At 65.3% G+C, this 22,184-nt stretch carries 21 protein-coding genes; 2 read left to right on the forward strand and 19 right to left on the reverse strand.

Annotation, left to right across the window (positions count from 1 at the left end; translation table 11 throughout):
• The first annotated feature begins 135 nt into the window (after positions 1-135).
• Both J2S73_RS13610 and J2S73_RS13615 read left to right on the forward strand, forming a co-directional pair.
• Entirely contained in the window at positions 136-2,064 is a 1,929-nt protein-coding gene (locus J2S73_RS13610; protein ID WP_306886096.1) for an ABCB family ABC transporter ATP-binding protein/permease, read from the forward strand.
• A gap of 96 nt (positions 2,065-2,160) precedes the next feature.
• A complete protein-coding gene (locus J2S73_RS13615; protein ID WP_306886097.1) occupies positions 2,161-2,475 on the forward strand; it encodes a DMT family transporter in 315 nt (104 codons plus the stop codon).
• A 37-nt stretch (positions 2,476-2,512) separates the two neighbouring features.
• Here the strand turns inward: J2S73_RS13615 and J2S73_RS13620 are convergent, their stop codons facing one another.
• The 19 genes from J2S73_RS13620 to J2S73_RS13710 all read right to left on the reverse strand — a co-directional run bounded on the left by J2S73_RS13620 (position 2,513) and on the right by J2S73_RS13710 (position 22,181).
• Positions 2,513-3,490, reverse strand: a complete 978-nt coding sequence (locus tag J2S73_RS13620; protein WP_306886098.1) for a linear amide C-N hydrolase — start codon at positions 3,488-3,490, stop codon at positions 2,513-2,515.
• Between the two features lie 46 nt (positions 3,491-3,536).
• Positions 3,537-3,824, reverse strand: coding sequence for a DUF1467 family protein (locus J2S73_RS13625; RefSeq protein WP_306886099.1), 288 nt, complete (start codon positions 3,822-3,824; stop codon positions 3,537-3,539).
• Between the two features lie 318 nt (positions 3,825-4,142).
• Complete coding sequence (mce, locus tag J2S73_RS13630) at positions 4,143-4,547, reverse strand: methylmalonyl-CoA epimerase (RefSeq protein WP_306886100.1); 405 nt, start codon at positions 4,545-4,547, stop codon at positions 4,143-4,145.
• A 35-nt stretch (positions 4,548-4,582) separates the two neighbouring features.
• Entirely contained in the window at positions 4,583-6,250 is a 1,668-nt protein-coding gene (locus tag J2S73_RS13635; RefSeq protein ID WP_306886101.1) for a ribonuclease J, read from the reverse strand.
• Between the two features lie 2 nt (positions 6,251-6,252).
• Entirely contained in the window at positions 6,253-7,068 is an 816-nt protein-coding gene (locus tag J2S73_RS13640) for a biotin--[acetyl-CoA-carboxylase] ligase (RefSeq protein WP_306886102.1), read from the reverse strand.
• A gap of 3 nt (positions 7,069-7,071) precedes the next feature.
• The gene (gene nuoN / locus J2S73_RS13645) at positions 7,072-8,505 is read right to left on the reverse strand and encodes an NADH-quinone oxidoreductase subunit NuoN (RefSeq protein ID WP_306886103.1); all 1,434 of its coding nucleotides are present in this window, start codon (positions 8,503-8,505) and stop codon (positions 7,072-7,074) included.
• Positions 8,506-8,542: 37 nt separating this feature from the next.
• Entirely contained in the window at positions 8,543-10,054 is a 1,512-nt protein-coding gene (locus tag J2S73_RS13650) for an NADH-quinone oxidoreductase subunit M (RefSeq protein ID WP_306886104.1), read from the reverse strand.
• Positions 10,054-11,994 (reverse strand): NADH-quinone oxidoreductase subunit L, encoded by a 1,941-nt coding sequence (gene nuoL, locus J2S73_RS13655; RefSeq protein WP_306886105.1) that lies wholly within the window; start codon positions 11,992-11,994, stop codon positions 10,054-10,056. Before nuoL ends, J2S73_RS13650 begins: the two co-directional genes overlap by 1 nt.
• A 7-nt stretch (positions 11,995-12,001) precedes the next feature.
• Positions 12,002-12,310, reverse strand: a complete 309-nt coding sequence (gene nuoK / locus J2S73_RS13660; RefSeq protein WP_306886106.1) for an NADH-quinone oxidoreductase subunit NuoK — start codon at positions 12,308-12,310, stop codon at positions 12,002-12,004.
• 49 nt (positions 12,311-12,359) lie between these two features.
• A complete protein-coding gene (locus J2S73_RS13665) occupies positions 12,360-12,974 on the reverse strand; it encodes an NADH-quinone oxidoreductase subunit J (RefSeq protein ID WP_306886322.1) in 615 nt (204 codons plus the stop codon).
• A 79-nt stretch (positions 12,975-13,053) separates the two neighbouring features.
• Positions 13,054-13,545, reverse strand: coding sequence for an NADH-quinone oxidoreductase subunit NuoI (nuoI, locus tag J2S73_RS13670; protein WP_306886107.1), 492 nt, complete (start codon positions 13,543-13,545; stop codon positions 13,054-13,056).
• Positions 13,546-13,653: 108 nt separating this feature from the next.
• Positions 13,654-14,085, reverse strand: coding sequence for a GFA family protein (locus tag J2S73_RS13675; protein ID WP_442320079.1), 432 nt, complete (start codon positions 14,083-14,085; stop codon positions 13,654-13,656).
• Between the two features lies 1 nt (position 14,086).
• The gene (gene nuoH, locus J2S73_RS13680; protein ID WP_306886109.1) at positions 14,087-15,136 is read right to left on the reverse strand and encodes an NADH-quinone oxidoreductase subunit NuoH; all 1,050 of its coding nucleotides are present in this window, start codon (positions 15,134-15,136) and stop codon (positions 14,087-14,089) included.
• A gap of 22 nt (positions 15,137-15,158) precedes the next feature.
• Positions 15,159-15,866 carry an aspartate/glutamate racemase family protein gene (locus J2S73_RS13685; RefSeq protein ID WP_306886323.1) on the reverse strand — a complete coding sequence of 236 codons (708 nt, stop codon included), beginning with the start codon at positions 15,864-15,866 and terminating at the stop codon, positions 15,159-15,161.
• 34 nt (positions 15,867-15,900) lie between these two features.
• Complete coding sequence (gene nuoG, locus J2S73_RS13690; protein ID WP_306886110.1) at positions 15,901-18,000, reverse strand: NADH-quinone oxidoreductase subunit NuoG; 2,100 nt, start codon at positions 17,998-18,000, stop codon at positions 15,901-15,903.
• A gap of 3 nt (positions 18,001-18,003) precedes the next feature.
• Complete coding sequence (locus J2S73_RS13695; protein WP_306886111.1) at positions 18,004-18,336, reverse strand: pentapeptide repeat-containing protein; 333 nt, start codon at positions 18,334-18,336, stop codon at positions 18,004-18,006.
• A gap of 9 nt (positions 18,337-18,345) precedes the next feature.
• The gene (gene nuoF / locus J2S73_RS13700) at positions 18,346-19,647 is read right to left on the reverse strand and encodes an NADH-quinone oxidoreductase subunit NuoF (protein WP_306886112.1); all 1,302 of its coding nucleotides are present in this window, start codon (positions 19,645-19,647) and stop codon (positions 18,346-18,348) included.
• 2 nt (positions 19,648-19,649) lie between these two features.
• Positions 19,650-20,891, reverse strand: coding sequence for an NADH-quinone oxidoreductase subunit NuoE (gene nuoE / locus J2S73_RS13705; RefSeq protein ID WP_306886113.1), 1,242 nt, complete (start codon positions 20,889-20,891; stop codon positions 19,650-19,652).
• Between the two features lie 105 nt (positions 20,892-20,996).
• Positions 20,997-22,181, reverse strand: coding sequence for an NADH-quinone oxidoreductase subunit D (locus J2S73_RS13710; protein ID WP_306886114.1), 1,185 nt, complete (start codon positions 22,179-22,181; stop codon positions 20,997-20,999).
• Between the last annotated feature and the right edge of the window lie 3 nt (positions 22,182-22,184).

The raw sequence follows: 22,184 nt of genomic DNA on the forward strand, positions 1-22,184 counted from the left end.
CGGACGGGCATGCCCGCCCAGTCCCGGTTCGGCCGGTGATTTTCCGGCCGCATGTTCCACCATCCAGTGGTCTCCCCCGTCCCTGCCTTCGGTACCGGGCGTCACGGCCGCGCTGACGAAAGCACACATCCCCGCATGGCACCCGCACCCCAGACCCAGCGACGCGTGACGGCGGATCGCGGCCAGCTCGGACGGGCGATCCTGGCGCTGTGGCCCTATATGTGGCCGTCCGATCGGCCGGACCTGAAACGTCGGGTCCTGATCGCGCTGACCGCGCTCGTCCTCGGCAAGGTGATCACGGTTCTGGTGCCCTACACCTACAAGTGGGCAACGGATGCGCTCACCGCCCCGCAGTCGGAAGGCGGCGCTGGAGCGCCGGGATTCGTCACCGTCCCGATCATGCTGGTTCTGGCCTACGGGATGGGCCGGATCCTGATGATGACGTTCAACCAGCTCCGCGACGCGCTGTTCGCCCGGGTCGGGCAGAACGCGGTCCGCTGGATGGCGCGCAGGACGTTCGTCCACCTGCACAATCTTTCGCTCCGCTTCCACCTGAAGCGCCGGACCGGCGGCCTGTCGCGGATCATCGAGCGCGGCACCAAGGGCATCGAGACGATCGTCCGCTTCACGATCCTGAACTCGCTGCCCACCGTGCTGGAGTTCATCCTGGTCGCCGGCGTCGTCACCTACCAGTTCGACCTCTGGTACCTTCTGGTGATCGCGCTGACGGTCACCGCCTACATCTCCTTCACGCTGCTCGCCTCGGACTGGCGCATCCGCATCCGGCGCGAGATGAACGATTCCGACACCGAGGCGAACTCGAAGGCGATCGACTCGCTCCTCAATTTCGAGACGGTGAAATATTTCAACAACGAGGAGATGGAGACGGCGCGCTTCGACCGCTCCATGGAGCGCTACGAGAGCGCTGCGATCCGTATCTGGACCTCGCTGGCGTGGCTCAATCTGGGCCAGACCGTCATCTTCGCAATCGGCATGACCACCTGCATGGTGATGTCCGCCCGCGCCGTCATGGCCGGAACGCAGTCGATCGGCGACTTCGTCATGATCAACGCGCTTCTGATCCAGCTCTCCATCCCGCTGAACTTCATCGGGTTCGTCTATCGCGAGATCAAGCAGGCGCTCGCCGACATCGAGGCGATGTTCGGCGTCCTCGACGTGGAGCCGGAGGTGCGCGACGCGCCCGACGCCGGGCCGCTCGCGGTCAAGAACGGCGCCATCGCCTTCGACCGGGTCTTCTTCAACTACGACCCCGACCGAGAGATCCTGAAGGACATCTCCTTCGAGGTGCCGCCGGGCCGCACGGTCGCCCTGGTCGGACCGTCGGGTGCCGGCAAATCGACGATCTCGCGCCTGCTCTACCGCTTCTACGACGTCACCGACGGCCGCATCCTGATCGACGGACAGGACGTGCGCACCGTGACTCAGGAATCCGTGCGCGCGGCGATCGGGATCGTTCCCCAGGACACGGTCCTGTTCAACGACACCATCGCCTACAACATCCGCTACGGCCGGACCGACGCGACCGATGCGGAGGTCCGGGAGGCCGCCGAGATGGCCCAGATCGGCGACTTCATCGCGAGCCTGCCCAAAGGCTACGACACCGAAGTCGGCGAGCGCGGCCTGAAGCTGTCCGGCGGCGAGAAGCAGCGCGTCGCCATCGCCCGGACGATCCTGAAGGGCCCCCCGATCCTGATCCTCGACGAGGCGACGTCCGCCCTCGACAGCCGCACCGAGCAGGAGATCCAGGCCGCCCTCGACCGGGTCTCGGAGAACCGGACGACCCTGGTCATCGCCCACCGCCTGTCGACCATCGTGCGCGCCGATGAAATTCTCGTGCTGGACGGCGGGCGGATCGTGGAGCGCGGCACCCACCTGGAGCTGATCGACCACGGCGGCCTCTATGCCCAGATGTGGAACCGTCAGCGCGAGGAAGGCGACTGGGAGGAACGGCCGCAGCCCGACGCGAACGGTATGGAACCGGACGGCGACGACGACGAATCCATCGAGCCGACGGCCGAGGAAGTCCTGGCCAGCAACCGGTAAGGCTGTCTCCTCCGCGGCTGCGGCAAACCGGATGGACTCGCGGGGCCGGCCGGGCCTTAATCTGCCGGGGCTGAGGATCGTCGGAGGGGCTGCAGCATGGGCTGGATCTATCTGGTTGTCGCGGGAATACTGGAAATCGGCTGGCCGGTCGGCCTGAAGATGGCGCAAACGCCGTCGACCCGATGGAGCGGGATCGCCATTGCCATCTTCTTCATGGCCCTCAGCGGCGCATTTCTGTGGCTCGCCCAGAAGACGATCCCGATGGGCACCGCCTATGCCGTCTGGACGGGGATCGGCGCCGCCGGAACCTTCATGTTCGGCGTTCTGGTCTATGGCGACCCGACCACGGCGATGCGGTATGCCGGGATCTTCCTGATCATCGCCGGCGTGGTCACGCTCAAGCTCGCCTGACCGCCCCAACGGGCCGGTTCTTCCGTACGGGCACGCTTTACGGCACCAGGAAGGGGAACGGCTCCGCCGGTGACAGGCGGGCGGTGATGTCGCCGCCCTCGTCCGCGGGATCGTTGAGCCGCAGGGTGCGCGCCGAAGCGCCCGGCGAGAGGTCCAGCTTGTCGACATCGACCCAGAGCACCGCCGGGTTGATGACGGAATCGAAATAGTAGCGCCGTGCGTCGTGTTCGATGACCGTGCGCCAGAGCGTCGAGGAGATGTTCGGCTTCTCGGGGTCGTTCATGCCCAGCGGCGTGCTGATCGCCCGCATCTGCGAGAACACCGCGGCGAGCGCGGCGCGCCGATCGGTGTATTTCGGGCTGGACTTGAGATTGTAGCTGGCGCGCGCGAAGCGGTCGGCCGCGTTGATCGTGCCGGGCAGGAAGTGCTGGCCGCCGATCAGATCCCAATAGGCGTTGATGGCAAGCTGCTGATCGTAGGTCGGCGAATTGGTCATGACCCGATAGTCGCGCCCGTGATGGACCGTCAGGCGGCCACCGACGAACTCGAAGATCGCCGAGTCGCCGCTGGCATCCGAGAGCGCCAGATGAACGGTTGCCGGCTTTCCGTTCGGGGCATTGGCCGTGATCATGGTGATCGGATCGTCGGCCATCGCGCCGACCGCCTCGGCGACGGTCGCGAAGCTGTCGAGGGTGTACTGCAGCCAGGCCCCGACGGACATGGTCGGCTTGCCGCGATCGGACGCATCGCCGAAATCCGACTCCACGAGATAGAGCAGGTTGCCCGCAAGACCTGCCTCGTTGATCCCGTCGGTCGTCGCAAGCCCGTAGACCGAGAGCACCACGGAGCCGTGCGCGGAGGTCCATTCGACCGTCCCCGGACCCGTTCCTCCATCGCGCTTCATGCCGCGCGGAAACGCCCAGAGGTCCGTGGGCATTTCCACGTCGCTCCAGTCCATCGAACGGCCGGTGATGTAGCTGCCGCTGCCGGTCTCGTAGAGAATGCGGGTACACATGCGCTCGCCCCAATCCTGTCCCGTGTTGAACCGATCGGTTCCGGATCTAGCCGCTTTCGACCGTGTGATCGAGCGGATTGGGCAGCGGAATGTCGTCGAGGGTCAGACCGGAGGTCATCGCGACATTGACGGCGTAGACCACCGCCGCGGCGATCACCGCGGTGATCAGCGCCTTCAGGATCAGCCGCGGCCGGGCCGGCGCGCTCGGAGCAGTGCCCGGGGCCATGTTGTCTCCATCGACATCGGCCTGGGCCCGATTGCCCCACGGCAGGATGGCGAAGAAGACCAGCCACCAGACGATGAAGTAGATGGCGACGAGACTCGTAACGGACATGTCGGATCGGTTGTCCTCAATTCGGATGCCATGCGGACGGTATCGCTGGCCAGCGATGCCTCCCCGCGCGGAGCGGCCGCACCTCAGCCGGCTTCGCCCCCTCTCCGCACAAAGCCAGCGAAACCGGTGTCCACTTTCGCTGGCTTTGCCGCTCTTTCTTCGCAAAGCCGGACGCGAAACCGGTGCCCACTTTCGCTGGCTTTGCCGCTCTTTCTTCGCAAAGCCGGACGCGAAACCGGTGCCCACTTTCGCTGGCTTTGCAGCTCTTTTTTCGCAAAGCCGGACGCGAAACCGGTTCCCACTTTCGCTGGCTTTGCTCTAGGCCTCCTCCAGCTCCGTGAGGGTGCCGCAGAAATCCTTCGGATGAAGGAACAGGACCGGCTTGCCGTGGGCCCCGATCTTCGGCTCCCCGTCGCCGAGCACCCGCGCGCCGGCGGCCACCAGCGTATCGCGCGCCGCCCGGATGTCCGGCACCTCGTAGCAGATGTGGTGGATGCCCCCGACCGGGTTCTTGGCCAGATAGTTGGCGATGGGGGAGTCCTCGCCCAGCGGCTCGAGGAGTTCGATCTTGGTGTTGGGAAGCTCGACGAAGACCGTCGTCACCCCGTGATCGGGCTGCTCCACCGCCTCGGAGACGGCCGCCCCCAGTTGCTCACGATAGACCGCGGTCGCTGCCTGGATGTCCGGCACGGCGATCGCCACGTGGTTGAGACGCCCGATCATGGTTCCCTCTCCCGTTTACGGCGTTGCGCTTCCAGTCATAGGGCCGTGACCTCCACCCGGCAAAGGGGCTTCTTGCCCCACCTGGCATTCATCAGGCTGCGCACCGCGCGGCGGGCTGCCTTGGCGACCAGCTCCCGATCCCGCCGGCGCGGGCGCGGAATGCCGTCGAGCGCCTCTTCCACCGCGTCCTGAAGCAGGACCGGGAACGGGTCCCCGTCCCTGTCGACCGACGGGATTCCGAACGCGGCCACCGCCGGATCGGTCGCCAGATTGCCCTTGCCGTCGAGCACGATGTTGACGATCACGCAGCCCGCGAAGGACAGCTTGCGCCGCTCGTCCGCGCCCGACACGGCCGGAGCAAGGATCAGGTGGCCGTCCTTGTAGAGGATGTCCGTGTCGAGTTCGTCGACGACGGTGGCCGGACCGGGCGCCAGCCGGAACACGTCGCCGTTGCCGCCCTTCACCACTTCCGGAATGCCCTGGGCCTTGGCGAAACGGGCGTGCTGTTCCAGGTGGAACGGCTCTCCGTGGACCGGGATGAGAACCTCGGGACGGATCCAGCTGTACAGATCGGCCAGTTCGTCGCGGCGCGGATGGCCGGAGACGTGCACCAGATCGTCCTGATCGGTGAGGATCTCAATCCCCTGCTCGGCAAGCTGGTTCACGATCGAAATGACCGAGGATTCGTTGCCGGGGATGGTGCGGGAGGAAAAGATCACCAGGTCGCCCTTGGAGAGCGCCACCCTGGGATGATCGTCGGCGGCGATCCGGGCCAGTGCCGCGCGCGATTCTCCCTGGCTGCCGGTCAGAAGCGCCACCACCTTGTCCCGCGGGAGATAGCCGTATGCCTCCTCGTCGAGGAAGTTCGGGGCGCCTTCGAGATAGCCCAGTTCCCGGGCGACATCGATCACCCGCTTCATCGCCCGGCCGATGACGACGACCTCGCGGCCCGCCGCCTGTGCCGCCATCGCCACGGCCTTCAGACGCGCGACGTTGGAAGCGAACGTCGTCACGGCCACCCGGTTCGGTGCAGCCTTGACGATCTCCGTCAGCCGCGCACCGACTTCCGCCTCGGACGGTGAGCGCCCGCTGCGGACAGCATTGGTGGAATCGCAGACGAGCGCCCGAACGCCCTCGTCGCCCACCGCCTTCAGCCGCTCAATATCGATGGGCCGGCCGAGGCCCGGCGTCAGATCGATCTTCCAGTCGCCCGAATGCACGACGGTTCCGTGCCTTGTCCGGATGACCAGCGCGTTCGGCTCGGGGATCGAGTGGCTCATCGCGACGAATTCGACGTCGAAAGGACCGAGCGACAGGCGTGCGCCCTGATCAACGGTCGTCACCGGCACGGTGTGACCGACCCGGTTCTCCAGCGCCTTCGCTTCCAGAAGGCCCGCCGTGAACGCGGTCGCGTAGACCGGCACCTGCAGCCGCGGCCACAAATCCAGCACCGCGCCGTAGTGATCTTCATGGGCGTGGGTGAGCACGATCCCGACCAGATTGTGCCGCTCTTCCTCGATGAAGCTGATGTCGGGATAGATCAGGTCCACGCCCGGCGTCGTCTCGTCGCCGAACGTGATCCCGAGGTCCACCATCAACCACGAGCGGTCATGGGCCGGGCCGATCCCGTAGAGGCCAAGATTCATCCCGATCTCGCCCACTCCACCCAGCGGAAGAAAGACGAGTTCGTCCCGATCGGCCATACTCAACTCCTGACTGTCGCAGCGGATCCGAAGTGAACCTCGCCCGCCGCGATCCGTTCCTGCCGGCCGTCATCCGTTCGCAGGACAAGCTGGCCATCCTCATCGACGGTCTCGAACACGCCGCGCACGACGTCGTCTCCCCGTGAAACCGCGATCTCCGATCCGATTCCGCTCGCCCGCCGAAGCCACGTCTCGCGCATGCGGGCAAACCCCGGGTTGGATGCCCACATCTCATAACGTTCGGTCCAGGCCTCGGCCAGCGCCTCGAACAGCCGGTCCGCAGTCACCGAGGCATCGATGTCCGCAAGGGCCGCAACCGGATAAGAAAGCCCATCGGGCGCGGTCGCGACATTCACGCCGATCCCGATCACGACTGCGGCTCCGCCCTCGCCCACCCGCGATTCGAGGAGTATCCCAGCGACCTTGGCGCCCCCGTAGAGAACGTCGTTGGGCCATTTCAAGCGAAAGGAATGCGCTCCCGCGTCCGTTTCTGCCGGCACGCCGGCCGTTGCCTGCCCGAAGAGCACCGAGAGCGCATCGGTCAGGGCAAGCCCGGCAACGAACCCCAGCGTCGCAGTGGTAACGGGCTCCGTCGGCACCGACAGGAGCAGCGATGCGGCCAGATTGCCTTCCGGCGTCGCCCAGCTGTTGCCGCGCCGTCCCTTTCCGGACGTCTGCCGGCTGGAAACAACCCAGAGCGGGCCGCGATCCCCCGCCTGCAGCCGCTCCATTGCAACCGCATTGGTGGATCCCACCTCCGGGAAGCTGACGAGCCGGATGCCGGCGGATTCCGCCTTCGGGCCGAGGCGGAATCCCATCCGCTAGAAGAGGCTTCTGGCGGCAGCCGTCGCAACGGCCTCGAGGGGGGCTGCGACGAACACGAAGAACAGGATGAACACGCCGCTCAGTCCGAGAACCACGCGCAGTTCGCCCGGCATCGGCTCGAACGGCTCCGCCGGCTCGTCGAAATAGATCAGCTTGACGATCCGCAGATAGTAGAAGGCGCTCACCACCGAGGCGAGGACACCGATGATCGCCAGCGCATAGAGACCGCCCTCGATCGCCGCCAGGAAGACGTAGAACTTCCCGAAGAAGCCGGCGAGCGGCGGGATGCCTGCCAGCGAGAACATCAGCATGGACAGGATGAACGACATGACCGGCCGTGAACGCGCGAGCCCGGCCAGCTGATCGATGTCGTAGACCATGCCGTCCTTGCGCCGCATGGCGAGGATGCAGGCGAACACGCCGAGCGTCATGGCGACGTAGATCGTCATGTAGAGGATCACGCCCTGCACGCCCTGGGCCGTCCCCGGCGCGAGGCCGACGAGCGCATACCCCATATGGCCGATCGACGAATAGGCCATCAGGCGCTTGATGTTGCGCTGGCCGATCGCGGCGAACGCGCCGAGCGCCATCGACAGGATCGAGATGAACACGATGATCTGCTGCCACTCGAACTGGGCCGGTCCGAACGCCTCGATAACGATACGGATCAGGAGCGCCATCGCCGCCACCTTGGGGGCGGCCGCGAAGAAGGCGGTCACCGGGGTCGGCGCGCCCTCATAGACGTCGGGCGTCCACATGTGGAACGGCACGGCGGAGATCTTGAAGGCCAACCCGGTCAGCACGAACACGATGCCGAAGATCATGCCCAGGCTGGCGCCATCGGTGTCGAGCACCGTCGCGATGCCGTCGAACGAGATCGTGCCGGAGAAGCCGTAGGTCAGCGAGATGCCGTAGAGCAGCATGCCCGACGAGAGCGCGCCCAGCACGAAGTATTTCAGGCCCGCCTCGGTGGAGCGCACCGAATCCCGGTTGATGGAGGCGACGACGTAGAGCGCGAGCGACTGCAGCTCCAGACCCAGATAGAGGGCGAGCATGTCGCCGGCCGAGATCATGATCATCATGCCGAGCGTCGCGAGAACCACCAGCACCGGATACTCGAACCGCTCGAACTTGGCCGCCCGGGCGTAGGCGGTCGTCATGACGATGGCGAACCCGGATCCGATCAGCGCCAGGATCTTCATGAACCGCGCGAACGGGTCGAGCACGAACGCATTGCCGAATTCCGTGGTCGGCGGACCGGAGAGGAACAGCAGCGCCAACGCGGCGAGCACGATCAGGCCCACGGCGCCGAGCGTCACGGTGTTGACGGTCCGGTCTCCGCCGAACGCGCCCACCATGAGCAACACGAGCGCGCCGACCGCGAGGATCAGCTCGGGAAGAAGCGGCATGAGGTCGGGCAAATTCGTCATCCCTTAAGCCTCGCGCAGGGGGAAAGGAGCACCGGGGTCAATGCTGGACCCCCGCTGTCTGATGGGCGATCTCCAGCGCCGAGTTGTACTGCTGGATCATGCTGTCGACCGAGGCGGCCGTGATGTCGAGCACCGGCCCGGGCCACACGCCGAACAGGATCGTCAGTACGATCAGCGGCACCAGCACGAACTTCTCACGCAGGTTGAGATCCGGCAGCGCCTTCAGGCTCTCCTTCTCGAGCGGTCCGAAGATTACGCGCCGATAGAGCCAGAGCGCGTAGGCCGCAGAGAGGATGATGCCGGTCGCAGCCAGGAACGCGACCAGGGTGTTCACCTGGAAGGCGCCGACCATGGTCAGGAACTCGCCGACGAAGCCGCTGGTGCCCGGAAGTCCGACGTTCGCCATGGTGAAGACCATGAAGGCGAAGGCATACCACGGCATCCGGTTGGCAAGGCCTCCATAGGACGCGATCGCCAGCGAATGGGTCCGGTCGTAGATCACGCCCACGCAGAGGAACAGCGCCGCCGACACGATGCCGTGGGACAGCATGAGGAAGATCGCGCCCTGGATGCCCTGGGTGGTCGCCGTGAACATGCCCATGGTCACGAAGCCCATGTGGGCCACCGACGAGTAGGCGATCAGCTTCTTCACGTTGTCCTGCATCAGCGCCACGAGAGAGGCGTAGATGATGGCGATGACCGACAGGCCGAAGATGAACGGCGCGAAGAAGTCGGCCGCGACCGGGAACATCGGCAGCGAATAGCGCAGGACGCCGAAGCCACCCATCTTCAGAAGGATGCCCGCCAGCACGCTCGACGCCGCGGTGGGAGCCTCCACGTGCGCGTCGGGAAGCCAGGTATGGACCGGCCACATCGGCATCTTCACCGCGAACGAGGCGAAGAAGCCGAGGAACAGCCAGTACTCCATGTGGGTGGGGAAATCGTGCTGGACGAGTTCCGGCACGCTCGTGGTGCCCGTCTCCCAGTAGATCGCCATGATCGACAGGAGCATGAACAGCGAGCCGAGCAGAGTGTAGAGGAAGAACTTGAAGCTCGCGTAGACGCGCCGGTCGTGTCCCCAGATGCCGATGATCAGGAACATCGGGATCAGGCCGCCCTCGAAGAAGACGTAGAAGACGACGATGTCGAGCGCGGTGAACACGCCGATCATCAGGGTCTCCAGCACGAGGAAGGCGATCATGTACTCCTTCACGCGCACGTCGATCGCCCGCCAGGAGGCGAGGATGCAGAACGGCATGAGCAGCGTCGTCAGGATGACGAACGTGATGGAGATGCCGTCGATGCCCACGTGATAGGTGAACGGCCCGCCGATCCACTCGTAGCGCTCCACCAGCTGGAAGCCCGGATTGCTCGGGTCGAACTGGAGGATGATCAGCAGCGACACCAGGAAGGTGAACACCGTCGTGATCATCGCGACACGGCGGATATTGGTCAGCGCGGCCTCGTCCGTCCCGCGGACGAGGAGAATGAACAGAACGCCGACAAGCGGAAGAAAAGTGACGATCGTAATCAGCGGCCAATCGCTCATCACGGAGCCCCCACGCCTGCCAGCATTGCCCAAGTGACGAGTGCCGCGACGCCGATCAGCATCGCGAACGCGTAGTGATAGATGTAGCCGGTCTGCAGCTTCACGACCCGCTGGGTGACGTCGAGCACCCGATGCGAGACCCCGTCGGGACCGAAGCCGTCGATGAGCCAGCCGTCACCCTTCTTCCAGAAGAAGCGGCCGATCCACTTCGTCGGACGAACGAAGATCCAGTCATAGAGCTCGTCGAAGTACCACTTGTTCAGGAGGAACTGGTACAGGCCGGGATGCTCGCGGGCGAGCGACGCCGGGGTCTTCGGCGACGCCATGTACCACCAGTAGGCCCAGGCCACGCCGAGGATCATCATCACGGTCGGCGCGAGCGGCACCCAGCCCGGCAGATGATGCATCTCTTCGAGGATGTGGTTCTCCTCGCCGAGATACAGCGACGTGCGCCAGAAATGCTCGTACTCGTGACCGATGAAGTAGCCGTGCAGGATGAAGCCCGCGAACAGGGCGCCGCACGACAGCACCGCCAGCGGGATCAGCATCACAGGCGGGCTTTCGTGGGCGTGCTTGAACACGTCCGCAGAGGCCCGCGTCTTGCCGTGGAAGGTCATGAAGATCAGGCGCCATGAATAGAAGGCGGTGAGCAGCGCGGCCAGCGTCGTCAGCCAGAAGGCATAGGACGAGAACGGATTATCGGCTGCGAAGGTCGCCTCGATGATCGCGTCCTTGGAGAAGTAGCCGGACGTGTACGGGAAGCCGGTGATGGCCAGGGTACCGATCACCATGCCCGCATAGGTCAGCGGGATCTTCTTCATGAGGCCGCCCATCCGCCGCATGTCCTGCTCGTCGTGCATCGCATGGATGACGGAGCCGGCGCAGAGGAACAGGAGCGCCTTGAAGAAGCCGTGGGTCATCAGGTGGAAGATGCCGGCCGAATAGGCCCCCACACCGAGCGCGGCGAACATGTAGCCGAGCTGCGAACAGGTCGAATAGGCGATGACGCGCTTGATGTCGTTCTGGACGCAGCCGATCGTGGCGGCGAAGAACGCCGTCGTGGCGCCGATGAAGGTGATGAAGGTCAGCGCGCTCGGCGCGAACTCGTAGACCGGCGACATCCGCGCGACCATGAACACGCCGGCGGTCACCATGGTGGCGGCGTGGATCAGGGCGGAGACCGGGGTCGGGCCTTCCATGGCGTCCGGCAGCCAGGTGTGCAGGCCGAGCTGCGCCGACTTGCCCATGGCGCCGATGAACAGGAGGAAGCCGATCGTCTCGGCGGCGTTCAGCTGGTAGCCGAGAAAGGTCATCGTCGTCGTCGACAGCGTCTGGCCATCGGCGAAGATCGTGTCCAGATCGACCGAGCCGACCAGCACGAACAGCGCAAAGATGCCGAGCATGAAGCCGAAGTCGCCGACCCGGTTGACGACGAAGGCCTTGATCGCCGCGGCGACCGCCGACGGGCGCGTGTACCAGAACCCGATCAGAAGATAGGAGGCGAGACCGACGCCCTCCCAGCCGAAGAACATCTGCACCAGGTTGTCCGCCGTCACCAGCATCAGCATGGCGAAGGTGAAGAGGGACAGGTAGGCGAAGAAGCGCGGCCGGTCCGGATCGTGGGACATGTAGCCGATCGAGTAGAGGTGCACGAGCGAGGACACGCTCGTCACCACGATCAGCATCACCACGGTCAGCGTGTCGATCCGGAGCGACCAGTCGATCTCGAGCGACCCGGACACGATCCACGGCGCGATCGGAACCTTGATGGTCTCCACGTCGGAAAAGCCGACATGGATGAAGGCCACCCAGGACAGCACCGCGGAGACCAGGAGCAGGCTCGTCGTCACGACCTCGCTGGCGCGCGCGCCGATCAGACGGCCGAAGATGCCCGCAACGAGGAAGCCGACGAGCGGCAGGAAGACGATTGCAGCATACATCGCGCCGTCAGCCCTTCATGGCGTTGATGTCTTGCACCGCGATCGAGCCGCGGTTGCGGAAGAAGACGACCAGGATGGCGAGCCCGATCGCAGCCTCCGCCGCGGCCACGGTCAGAACGAACAGGGCGAACACCTGCCCGACCAGATCGCCGAGGAAAGCGGAAAAGGCGATGAAGTTGAGGTTGACCGAAAGCAGGATGAGCTCGATCGCCATCAGGATGACGATGACGTTCCTGCGATTGAGGAAGATGCCGAACACCCCGAGGGTGAACAGGATCGCCGCAACCGTGAGATAGTGCGCCAGACCGACCGCCATTTTCGGTGCTGCCCCTTTCGAGTGTGATCGTTGGGTCGATCGAGACCGGTCAGATTCCCGTACGGGAGGGAACCTTCTTGATCTCGACCGCCTGTTCACGCGTGCGTGCAACTTGCTGACTGATGTCCTGCCGCTTGACGCCTTCCTTGTGGCGCAGCGTCAGAACGATGGCGCCGATCATCGCGACGAGCAGGATCAGCCCAGCAGCTTGGAAGAAGTATACGAAGCGGGTGTAGAGGAGGTCGCCGATCGCCGCAATATTGGTGGTCTCGGAGATCGGCGGGATCGGCGCCGTCGCCTGGGCCGACACGTCGGGCGCGATCACCCACGACCCCAGCACGAGCAGCAGCTCGATCAGCAGAACGAGGCCGATCAGCCCGCCAACCGGCAGATACTGAAGTGCACCCTGCCGGAGTTCGGCGAAGTCCACATCGAGCATCATGACCACGAACAGGAACAGGACCGCGACGGCACCGACGTAGACGACCACAAGGATCATCGCCAGGAACTCGGCCCCCAGAAGCAGGAACAGCCCGGCCGAGTTGAAGAAGGCGAGAATCAGGAACAGCACCGAATGGACCGGGTTGCGCGACGAGATCACCATGAAGGCGGACGCGACGGTCACAGCGGCGAAAATATAGAAGAAGATTGTCTGAAGGATCATCGCCTTGCCCGCCCCGTGGCCGGAGTGGTGGTCTGCCCGCGTCGTCTCATAGCCGAGCCCTCGTTCAGCGTCCACAGCATCACCGGAACGGTGCGTCCTGTGCGATATTGCGTGCGATTTCTCGCTCCCAGCGGTCGCCGTTCGCAAGCAGGCGCTCCTTGTCGTAGTAGAGCTCCTCGCGCGTTTCGGTGGCGAATTCGAAGTTCGGCCCTTCCACGATGGCGTCCACCGGACACGCCTCCTGGCAGAAGCCGCAGTAGATGCACTTCACCATGTCGATGTCGTAGCGGGTGGTGCGGCGCGTTCCGTCGTTGCGCCGCGGCCCCGCCTCGATGGTGATCGCCTGGGCCGGACAGATTGCCTCGCAGAGCTTGCACGCGATGCACCGCTCCTGGCCGTTGGGATAGCGGCGCAGGGCATGCTCCCCGCGAAAGCGCGGCGAGATCGGCCCCTTCTCGAAGGGATAGTTCAGCGTCGACTTCGGCTTGAAGAAGTAGCGCATCGACAGAAAGAACGCCGATACGAACTCCGACAGCAGCATCGACTTCGCTGCACGGTCCAGGGCTGCCATTGCTCTCGTCCTCGTCGTCCAAGTTTGGCACGGAAGGCCCTCGGAGGGCCGCCGCACCCGGTGTCGTCAGTCGCTTCCGCCCGGCACTTCCGGACGGGCGCGGTCCAGTCAGTTCACAGCGGCCTTGCGGGCCCGCGAAAACGTCTCGTGGCGCGGAAGGCCATCGTCGAACGTCACGTACGGAAGCTTCGTGCTCCAGAACGCATGTGCCTCCGGCGTGATCCGATCGGGAGCGTCAAAGGTCCCGATCGCCAGATAGATCTCGTCATCGGGAATGGTCGGATCCCGGTAGCCGATCGGCGACCCGCATCGACCGCACCATTCCCGCCGCGTGCCGCCCGCAGACCCGGGTCGCGACTGAGGTGCGCCCGTCCAGGTCACCTCCGCAGCGCGGAACCCGACCCAGAGCGTAACCGGCGCACCGGTTGCCTGCCGGCAGTCGGAGCAGTGGCAATAGGCGGCCCACACCGGATCCGTTTCCGCGGAAAACCGGATGGCGCCGCAGGCACAGCCGCCCGTATGTCCGACCGCCGTTTCCATATCAGGCGTACCAACCCGTCAGCTTCAGCACCAGCGCGACCACGACGACCGCAACCAGCGAGATCGGCAGGAAGACCTTCCAGCCGAGCCGCATCAGCTGGTCGTAGCGGTAGCGGGGCACCATCGCCTTCACCATGGCGAACATGAAGAAGACCAGCAGGCACTTCAGTGCGAACCAGATGACACCCGGGATCCAGGTGAACGGCGCAACGTCGATCGGGGGGAGCCAGCCGCCCATGAACAGGATCGTCATCAGCGCGCACATCAGCGCGATGGAGACGTACTCACCGAGCATGAACATCATGTACGGGATCGAGCCGTACTCGACCATGAAGCCGGCAACGAGTTCCGATTCCGCTTCCGGCAGGTCGAACGGCGGCCGGTTCGTCTCGGCCAGCGCGGAGATGAAGAACACCACGAACATCGGGAACAGCGGCAGCCAGTACCAGTTCAGGATCGACAGCCACGGCAGGCCGAGCATGGTTGCCAGCCCGGTCTGCTGGGAGGCCACGATCTCCGTCAGGTTCAGCGAGCCGACACACAGGAGCACCGTGATGATCACGAAGCCGATGGAGACCTCGTAGGAGACCATCTGGGCCGCCGAGCGGAGCGCGCCGAGGAACGGGTATTTCGAGTTGGACGCCCAGCCGCCCATGATGACGCCGTACACGCCCAGCGAGGAAATCGCGAAAATGTAGAGGATGCCGACATTGATGTCGGCGATCACCCAGCCTTCGGCGACCGGAACGACGGCCCACGCGGCCATCGACAGGATTACGGTGACCAGCGGCGCGAGAAGGAAGACCGTCTTGTCGGACCCGGCCGGCACGACCGGCTCCTTCAGGGCGAACTTGCCCAGGTCGGCGAACGACTGCAACAGGCCGTAGGCGCCGACCACGTTCGGGCCGCGCCGCATCTGGACGGCGGCCCAGATCTTGCGGTCCGCCAGCAGGATGTACGCGATGATCACGAGCAGGAGCACCAGCAGCAGCAGGCTCTGGCCGAGCATGATCAAGAACGGAATGAAATAGGTCGACCAGAAGTCGCTCATGACCTTTCGGCCCCCTCGCTCGTCATGCCGTCACCTTTTGGCCGCATGCGACATCGAATGCCTCAGCCGCATGAATGGATGTCGTGTCGAAAACCGGAGCCGGCGCGTTCGACTGGTCGAGCAGCAGTCCGACTTCCGTGCAGCCGAGAATCAGGCAGTCGGCCCCGCGCTCCACGAGCCGCTCCGCGATCCGCTGATAGGCTTCGCGGGAAGCCTCCCGGATCTCGCCCTTGCACAGCTCGTCATAGATGACGCGATGCGTTTGTGCGCGGTCTTCGGCCTCCGGGACGATGACGTCAAGCCCATGGGCCTTCGCCAGCCGTCCGACATAGAAGTCTTCTTCCATGGTGAACCGGGTCGCCATCAGGCCAGGACGGCTGAATCCGGCGCGCCGGACCGCCTCGCCCGTCGCATCGGCGATGTGTACGAACGGCACGCCGATGGCCGCCTCGATTTCCGGGGCGACCTTGTGCATCGTGTTCGTGGCCAGGACGATCACCCCCGCCCCGGCCCGTTCGAGCCGGCCGGCGAAGTCGGCGAGCAGAGCCCCTGCCCGCGCCCAGTCGCCATCCGCCTGCCACTCCGCCACCGGCGCGAAGTCCACCGACCACATGACGATCTCGGCGGAATGCAGACCGCCGAACCGCTCGCGCGCCAGCTGATTCAGCCGCGCATAGTAGAGCGCCGTCGATTCCGCACTCATCCCGCCGATGAGGCCGATCGGTGTCATCATGGCCTGAGGGTGGACGGTCATGCCGATTGCCCTACTCCGCCGCCTCGACCGACGTCCGCTCGCGCGCCAGCGCGGAGCATTCGGCCATGACGGCCGAGGCGCGCGTGATCGGATTGGTCAGATAGAAATCGGTGATCGGAGAGGCGAACGGCGCGCTGTCGACAGTCCCGCCGACATCGGCAAGCGATTTCAGCGCAGCGATGTCCGCCGGCTCAATGGCATCGACGTCGCCCAGGTGCGGATGCTTCTCCACCATGGCCGCGCGCAACTGGCCCAGGGAATCGTAGGGCAGCTGCTGGCCAAGATGCGGCGACAGGGCCCGAAGGATCGCCCAGTCCTCGCGCGCGTCACCAGGCGGGAACGCAGCCCGGTTAGAGCGCTGCGGCCGCCCTTCGGTGTTCACCCAGGTGCCCGGCTTCTCGGTGTAGGCCGCACCCGGCAGGATGACGTCGGCCCGGTGGGCGCCGGCATCGCCATGGGTGCCCACATAGACGACGAACGCATTGCCGAGCCGCGACATGTCTATCTCGTCGGCGCCCATCAGGAACACCAGGTCGAGATCGCCGGCACTGGCCGCGTCCAGGATGCCCGCGACGTCCTTGCCGCCCTCGCCCGGCACGCAGCCGACATCGAGGCCGCCAACGCGGGACGCCGCCGTATGCAGGACGGAAAACCCGTTCCACGTGTCGCTGACCGCACCGACGGCATCCGCCGCCTTGGCCGCGAGCGACAGCACCGCCGCCCCGTCGGGACGGGTCAGAGCGCCCTGGCCGATCAGGATGACCGGGTTCTGCGCGGACTTCAGGATCTCGGCGAAGGAATGGGTCCCGTCAGCGATTTCCTTGAGTGTGTCCGGGCCGGCCCCGAGATATTCGTAGTCGTAGGTGAGGTCCGGACGCTCGCCGATGACGCCGACCGGCAGCGGGCCCATCCGCCAGCGCTTGCGGATCCGCGCGTTGAGAATCGCGGCCTCCCAGCGCGGGTTGGCGCCGACGATCAGCAGCGCGTCGCAGCCCTCGATACCTTCGATGGTCGTGTTGAACAGGTAGCTTGCGCGGCCCATGGCCGGATCGAGCTTCGTCCCGTCCTGGCGCGCATCGACGTTCGCAACGCCGAGCCGGTCCATCAGGTCCTTCAGCGCGAACAGCTCTTCCGTCGAAGCCAGATCGCCGCCGATCGCTGCCATCTTCTCCGGCGCGCTCGCCTTGGCCTTCTCCGCGATTGCAGCGAACGCCTCGTTCCAGCTCGCCGGCGTCAGCCGTCCGTCCTTCTTGACGTAGGGCCGATCGAGCCGCTGCGTCCTGAGGCCGTCCCAGATGAAGCGGGTCTTGTCGGAGATCCACTCCTCGTTCACCGCCTCGTTGAGACGCGGCATGACGCGCATCACTTCGCGCCCGCGGCAGTCGACACGGATCGCCGAGCCGAGCGCGTCCATCACGTCGATGGATTCGGTCTTGGACAGCTCCCAGGGGCGCGCCTTGAAGGCATAGGGGCGCGAGGTCAGGGCGCCGACCGGGCACAGATCGATCACGTTGCCCTGCAGCTCCGAGCCCATCGCGTGCTCGAGATAGGTGGTGATCTCCATGTCCTCGCCGCGCCCGATCGCACCGAGATCCGGCACGCCGGCCACCTCGGTCGTGAAGCGCACGCAGCGGGTGCAGTGGATGCACCGGGTCATGATCGTCTTGACCAGCGGGCCGATATATTTGTCCTCGACGGCGCGCTTGTTCTCGTGGAAGCGCGAGCCGGAGACGCCGTAGGCCATCGCCTGGTCCTGCAGGTCGCACTCGCCACCCTGGTCGCAGATCGGGCAATCCAGCGGGTGATTGATCAGCAGGAATTCCATCACCCCTTCGCGCGCCTTCTTCACGAAGGGCGTGCGGGTGTTCACCTGGGGCGGAGACCCGTCCTTGCCGGGGCGCAGATCGCGCACGCCCATGGCGCAAGACGCCACCGGCTTCGGCGGACCGCCGACGACCTCGACGAGGCACATGCGGCAGTTACCGGCGATCGAAAGCCGGTCATGGAAACAGAAGCGCGGTACCTCGGCACCCGCCTCCTCGCAGGCCTGCAGGAGCGTGAAGTGATCCGGAACTTCGATCTCGGATCCGTCGACGATCAGCTTGGCCATCGATCAGTTTCCCTCGTTCGTCGCGGCGGAAAAACCGCCGTCGCTGTGTCCGGCAAAGGCCGCGAACAGATCGCTCACCAGCACGCCATTGATCTGCATGCCCGCAATTTGAGCGTCCTCGATCCGGACGTTGCTCAGATTGACGTCCGAGAACGTCGCGTTCGAGAGGTTCGCGTCCGCAATCCGGGCGTTGGTCAGGTTTACGCGCGTGATCTTCGCCACCGACAGATTGACGTTGGTGAAGCAGGTGTTCGACATGTTGACGTCGTCGAACACAGAGTTCGAAACGATCGCGTTCTTGACGCTGAGTTCGTCACGGACCTCGTGGATCTCCATCGTACGCCCCTACTCCGCCGCAACGGCCGGGCGGCCGGCATCGGCGGCGCGCCGCTTGGCAATACGGTTCTCGATCTCGGGGCGGAAATGCCGGATCAGGCCCTGGATCGGCCACGCCGCCGCATCGCCGAGGGCGCAGATGGTGTGGCCCTCGACCTGCTTGGTCACCTCCAGGAGCATGTCGATCTCGGCCGGGTCGGCGCGGCCCTCGACCAGGCGCTCCATCACCCGCCACATCCAGCCGGTGCCTTCGCGGCACGGCGTGCACTGGCCGCACGATTCGTGCTTGTAGAAGTGCGCCAGACGGGCGATCGCCTTCACGATGTCGGTCGACCGGTCCATGACGATGACCGCGGCCGTGCCGAGGCCCGACTTCTTGTCGCGCAGCGTGTCGAAGTCCATCGGCAGGTCCTGGCATTCCGACGCCGGCAGGCACGGAACCGACGAGCCGCCCGGAATGATCGCGAGCAGGTTGTCCCAACCGCCCCGGATGCCGCCGCAGTGCTTCTCCACGAGTTCGCGGAAGGGAATGCCCATCTCCTCTTCCACCGTGCACGGCCGCTCGACATGGCCGGAGATGCAGAAGAGCTTGGTGCCGGCATTGTTCGGCTTGCCGAGACCGGCGAACCAGGACGGGCCGCGCCGCAGGATTTCCGGCGCAACCGCAATCGATTCCACGTTGTTCACCGTGGACGGGCAGCCGTAGACGCCGACATTCGCCGGGAACGGCGGCTTCAGGCGGGGCTGGCCCTTCTTGCCTTCCAGGCTTTCCAGAAGCGCCGTCTCCTCGCCGCAGATATACGCCCCGGCACCGTGGTGGACGAGGATGTCCATGTCCCAGCCGTGGACGTTGTTCTTGCCGATCAGCCGGGCCTCGTAGGCCTGGTCGACGGCCGCCTGCAGGTGCTCGCGTTCGCGGATGAACTCGCCGCGCACATAGATGAAGGCGGTATGCGCGCCCATCGCCACGCCGGCGATCAGGCAGCCCTCGATCAGGAGATGCGGATCGTGCCGCATGATCTCCCGGTCCTTGCAGGTTCCCGGCTCGGATTCGTCGGCGTTGACCACCACGTAGTGCGGCCGCTGCGGATCGACTTCCTTGGGCATGAACGACCATTTCAGGCCGGTCGGGAAGCCCGCGCCGCCGCGCCCGCGCAGATTGGACGCCTTCATCTGTTCGACGATCCACTCGCGGCCGTTGTCCACGAATTCCTTCGTGCGATGCCACTGGCCACGCTTGCGCGCGCCTTCCAGGCCCCAGTCGTGGAAGCCATAGAGATTGGTGAAGATGCGGTCCTTGTCGGCGAGCATCGTCAGCTCTCCTTGTCGGTCTTCTTGGCGGCGAGCGTCTTGGCCTGCTCGATCCAATCCTCGCGCTCAACGCGACCCTTGAACTTCAGGTAGGTCTCGACCCAGGCCACGTTGTCCGGCGTCCAGTCCGCGATCTGTCCGAACTCGTGGATACCGAGGTCTTTCAGCGTGCTTTCGATCTTCGGGCCGATGCCGTTGATCTGCTGCAGATCGTCGGTTTCGCCCGCCTCCGCGGAGCGGAGTTCCGGCTTCGTGCCGACAGCGTCCGCGCGGTCTTCGGGGCTGGCGTCGGTGGGAAGCGTGGCCAGCTTCTTCTCGCGACGGTCGGCATCGGCCTCCGCGGCCTGCTCCGGCGTTTCCTGCTGAGCCTTGACCTTCGGCGGCGCTTCCGGATCGGGTCCGGTCTCCGATCGCTCCTGATCGGCCGCATGGACCGTGGAGGTGGACGGCGCGCCCTTCTCGTCGCTCGTGGCCAGACCGGATTTCCGCGCAGCCGCCGCCTCGGCGTCGTCCTCGCCCTGAGGCCGCCCCTTCTGTTTGCCGGCAGCCTCTGGCGACGACGGATCGACCGACGTGTCTGCTTCCGGGTCTGCCGCAGCGGACGTCTTCGACGTGTCGTCCCGATACCGGCTGCCGTCGTAGAGCGCGGGATCGGTCAGCGAGGTCGCCCCCGTGACCGGCTCTGACGACTTGCGGTCGCTCTGGGGGCCGGGCTCAGGCGGTTTGCCGGCGGCATAGCCGTCGATGAGCGCCTCGAACGTTTCCGGCGTCAGATCCTCGAACGTGTCGGGACCGACCTGGACCATCGGCGCGTTGACGCAGGCCCCGAGGCACTCGACCTCCTCCCACGAGAACCGGCCGTCCTCCGAGACCTCGAACGCATGACCGTTGATCCGGCGCTTGCAGATCGCCACCAGCTCTTCCGCGCCGCGCAGCTGGCACGGCGTGGTGCCGCACACCTGGATGTGCGCCGTGGTGCCCACCGGCTTCAGCTGGAACATGGTGTAGAACGTGGCGTTCTCCAGAACGCGGATATACGGCATGTCCAGCATGTCGGCGACCAGACGGATCGCCGGCTCAGGAAGCCAGCCGTGCTGCTCCTGGGCGCGCCAGAGCAGCGGAACCACCGCAGAAGCTTGCCGGCCTTCCGGATACTTCGCGATCGTCTTCTTGGCCCATTCCAGGTTCTCGGGCGTAAACGAGAAACTGTCGGGCTGCACTTCGGCGAGACGACGAACGGCCATGACCTGTCGCAAACCTCCGCATTGCGGGTGCGCGTGGGACCACGCGCAACTTCGAACACACACATCCGGGCAGATGCCCGGCCGTCATTTCGGCCTGTCGGACCGTCAGCGGTCGACTTCGCCGAACACCACGTCAAGCGAGCCCAGCACCGCCGAGACGTCGGCGAGCAGATGACCCGAACAGACCATATCCATCGCCTGCAGGTGCACGAACCCGGGGGCGCGGATCTTGCAGCGATAGGGCTTGTTGGTTCCGTCGGAGACCAGATAGACGCCGAACTCGCCCTTGGGCGCTTCCACGGCGGCGTACACCTCGCCTTCCGGCACGTGATAGCCTTCGGTATAGAGCTTGAAGTGATGGATCAGCGCTTCCATCGAGCGCTTCATCTCGCCGCGCGTCGGCGGCACAACCTTGCCGTCCCGGCTGTGAACAGGGCCGGTCGTCGCGCCGAGTTTCTCGCAGCACTGCTTCATGATCGAGACCGACTGGCGCATCTCTTCCATGCGGATGAGATAGCGGTCGTAGCAGTCGCCGTTCTTGCCGATCGGGATATCGAACTCGAGATCCTCGTAGCACTCGTAGGGCTGCGACTTGCGCAGGTCCCAGGCCGCTCCCGAGCCGCGCACCATCACGCCGGACATGCCGTTCGCCCAGCATTCCTCGAGCGTCACGACGCCGATATCGACGTTGCGCTGCTTGAAGATCCGGTTCTCCGTCAGCAGGCCTTCGATGTCGTCGCAGACCTTCAGGAACGGATCGCAGAACGCGTAGATGTCGTCGATGAGCTGCTGCGGCAGATCCTGATGCACACCGCCGGGGCGAAAATAGGCCGCATGCATGCGGCTTCCCGAGGCACGCTCGTAGAACACCATCAGCTTCTCGCGCTCTTCGAAGCCCCACAGCGGCGGCGTGAGCGCGCCCACGTCCATCGCCTGCGTGGTGACGTTCAGAAGATGCGACAGGAGACGTCCGATCTCGGAGTAGAGCACCCGGATCAGCTGGCCGCGCGGCGGCACGGTGATGTCCAGAAGCTTTTCGGCGGCCAGACAGAAGGCGTGCTCCTGGTTCATCGGCGCCACGTAGTCGAGCCGATCGAAATAGGGCACCGCCTGCAGGTAGGTCTTGTGCTCGATGAGCTTCTCGGTGCCGCGATGGAGCAGCCCGATGTGCGGATCCACGCGGGTCACCACCTCGCCGTCCAGTTCCAGGACGAGACGCAGCACGCCGTGCGCAGCCGGATGCTGCGGGCCGAAGTTGATGTTGAAATTGCGGACCTGAGCTTCGGCCATTGC

The organism is Amorphus orientalis, from assembly GCF_030814015.1.
In the GTDB taxonomy this organism is placed as follows: domain Bacteria; phylum Pseudomonadota; class Alphaproteobacteria; order Rhizobiales; family Amorphaceae; genus Amorphus; species Amorphus orientalis.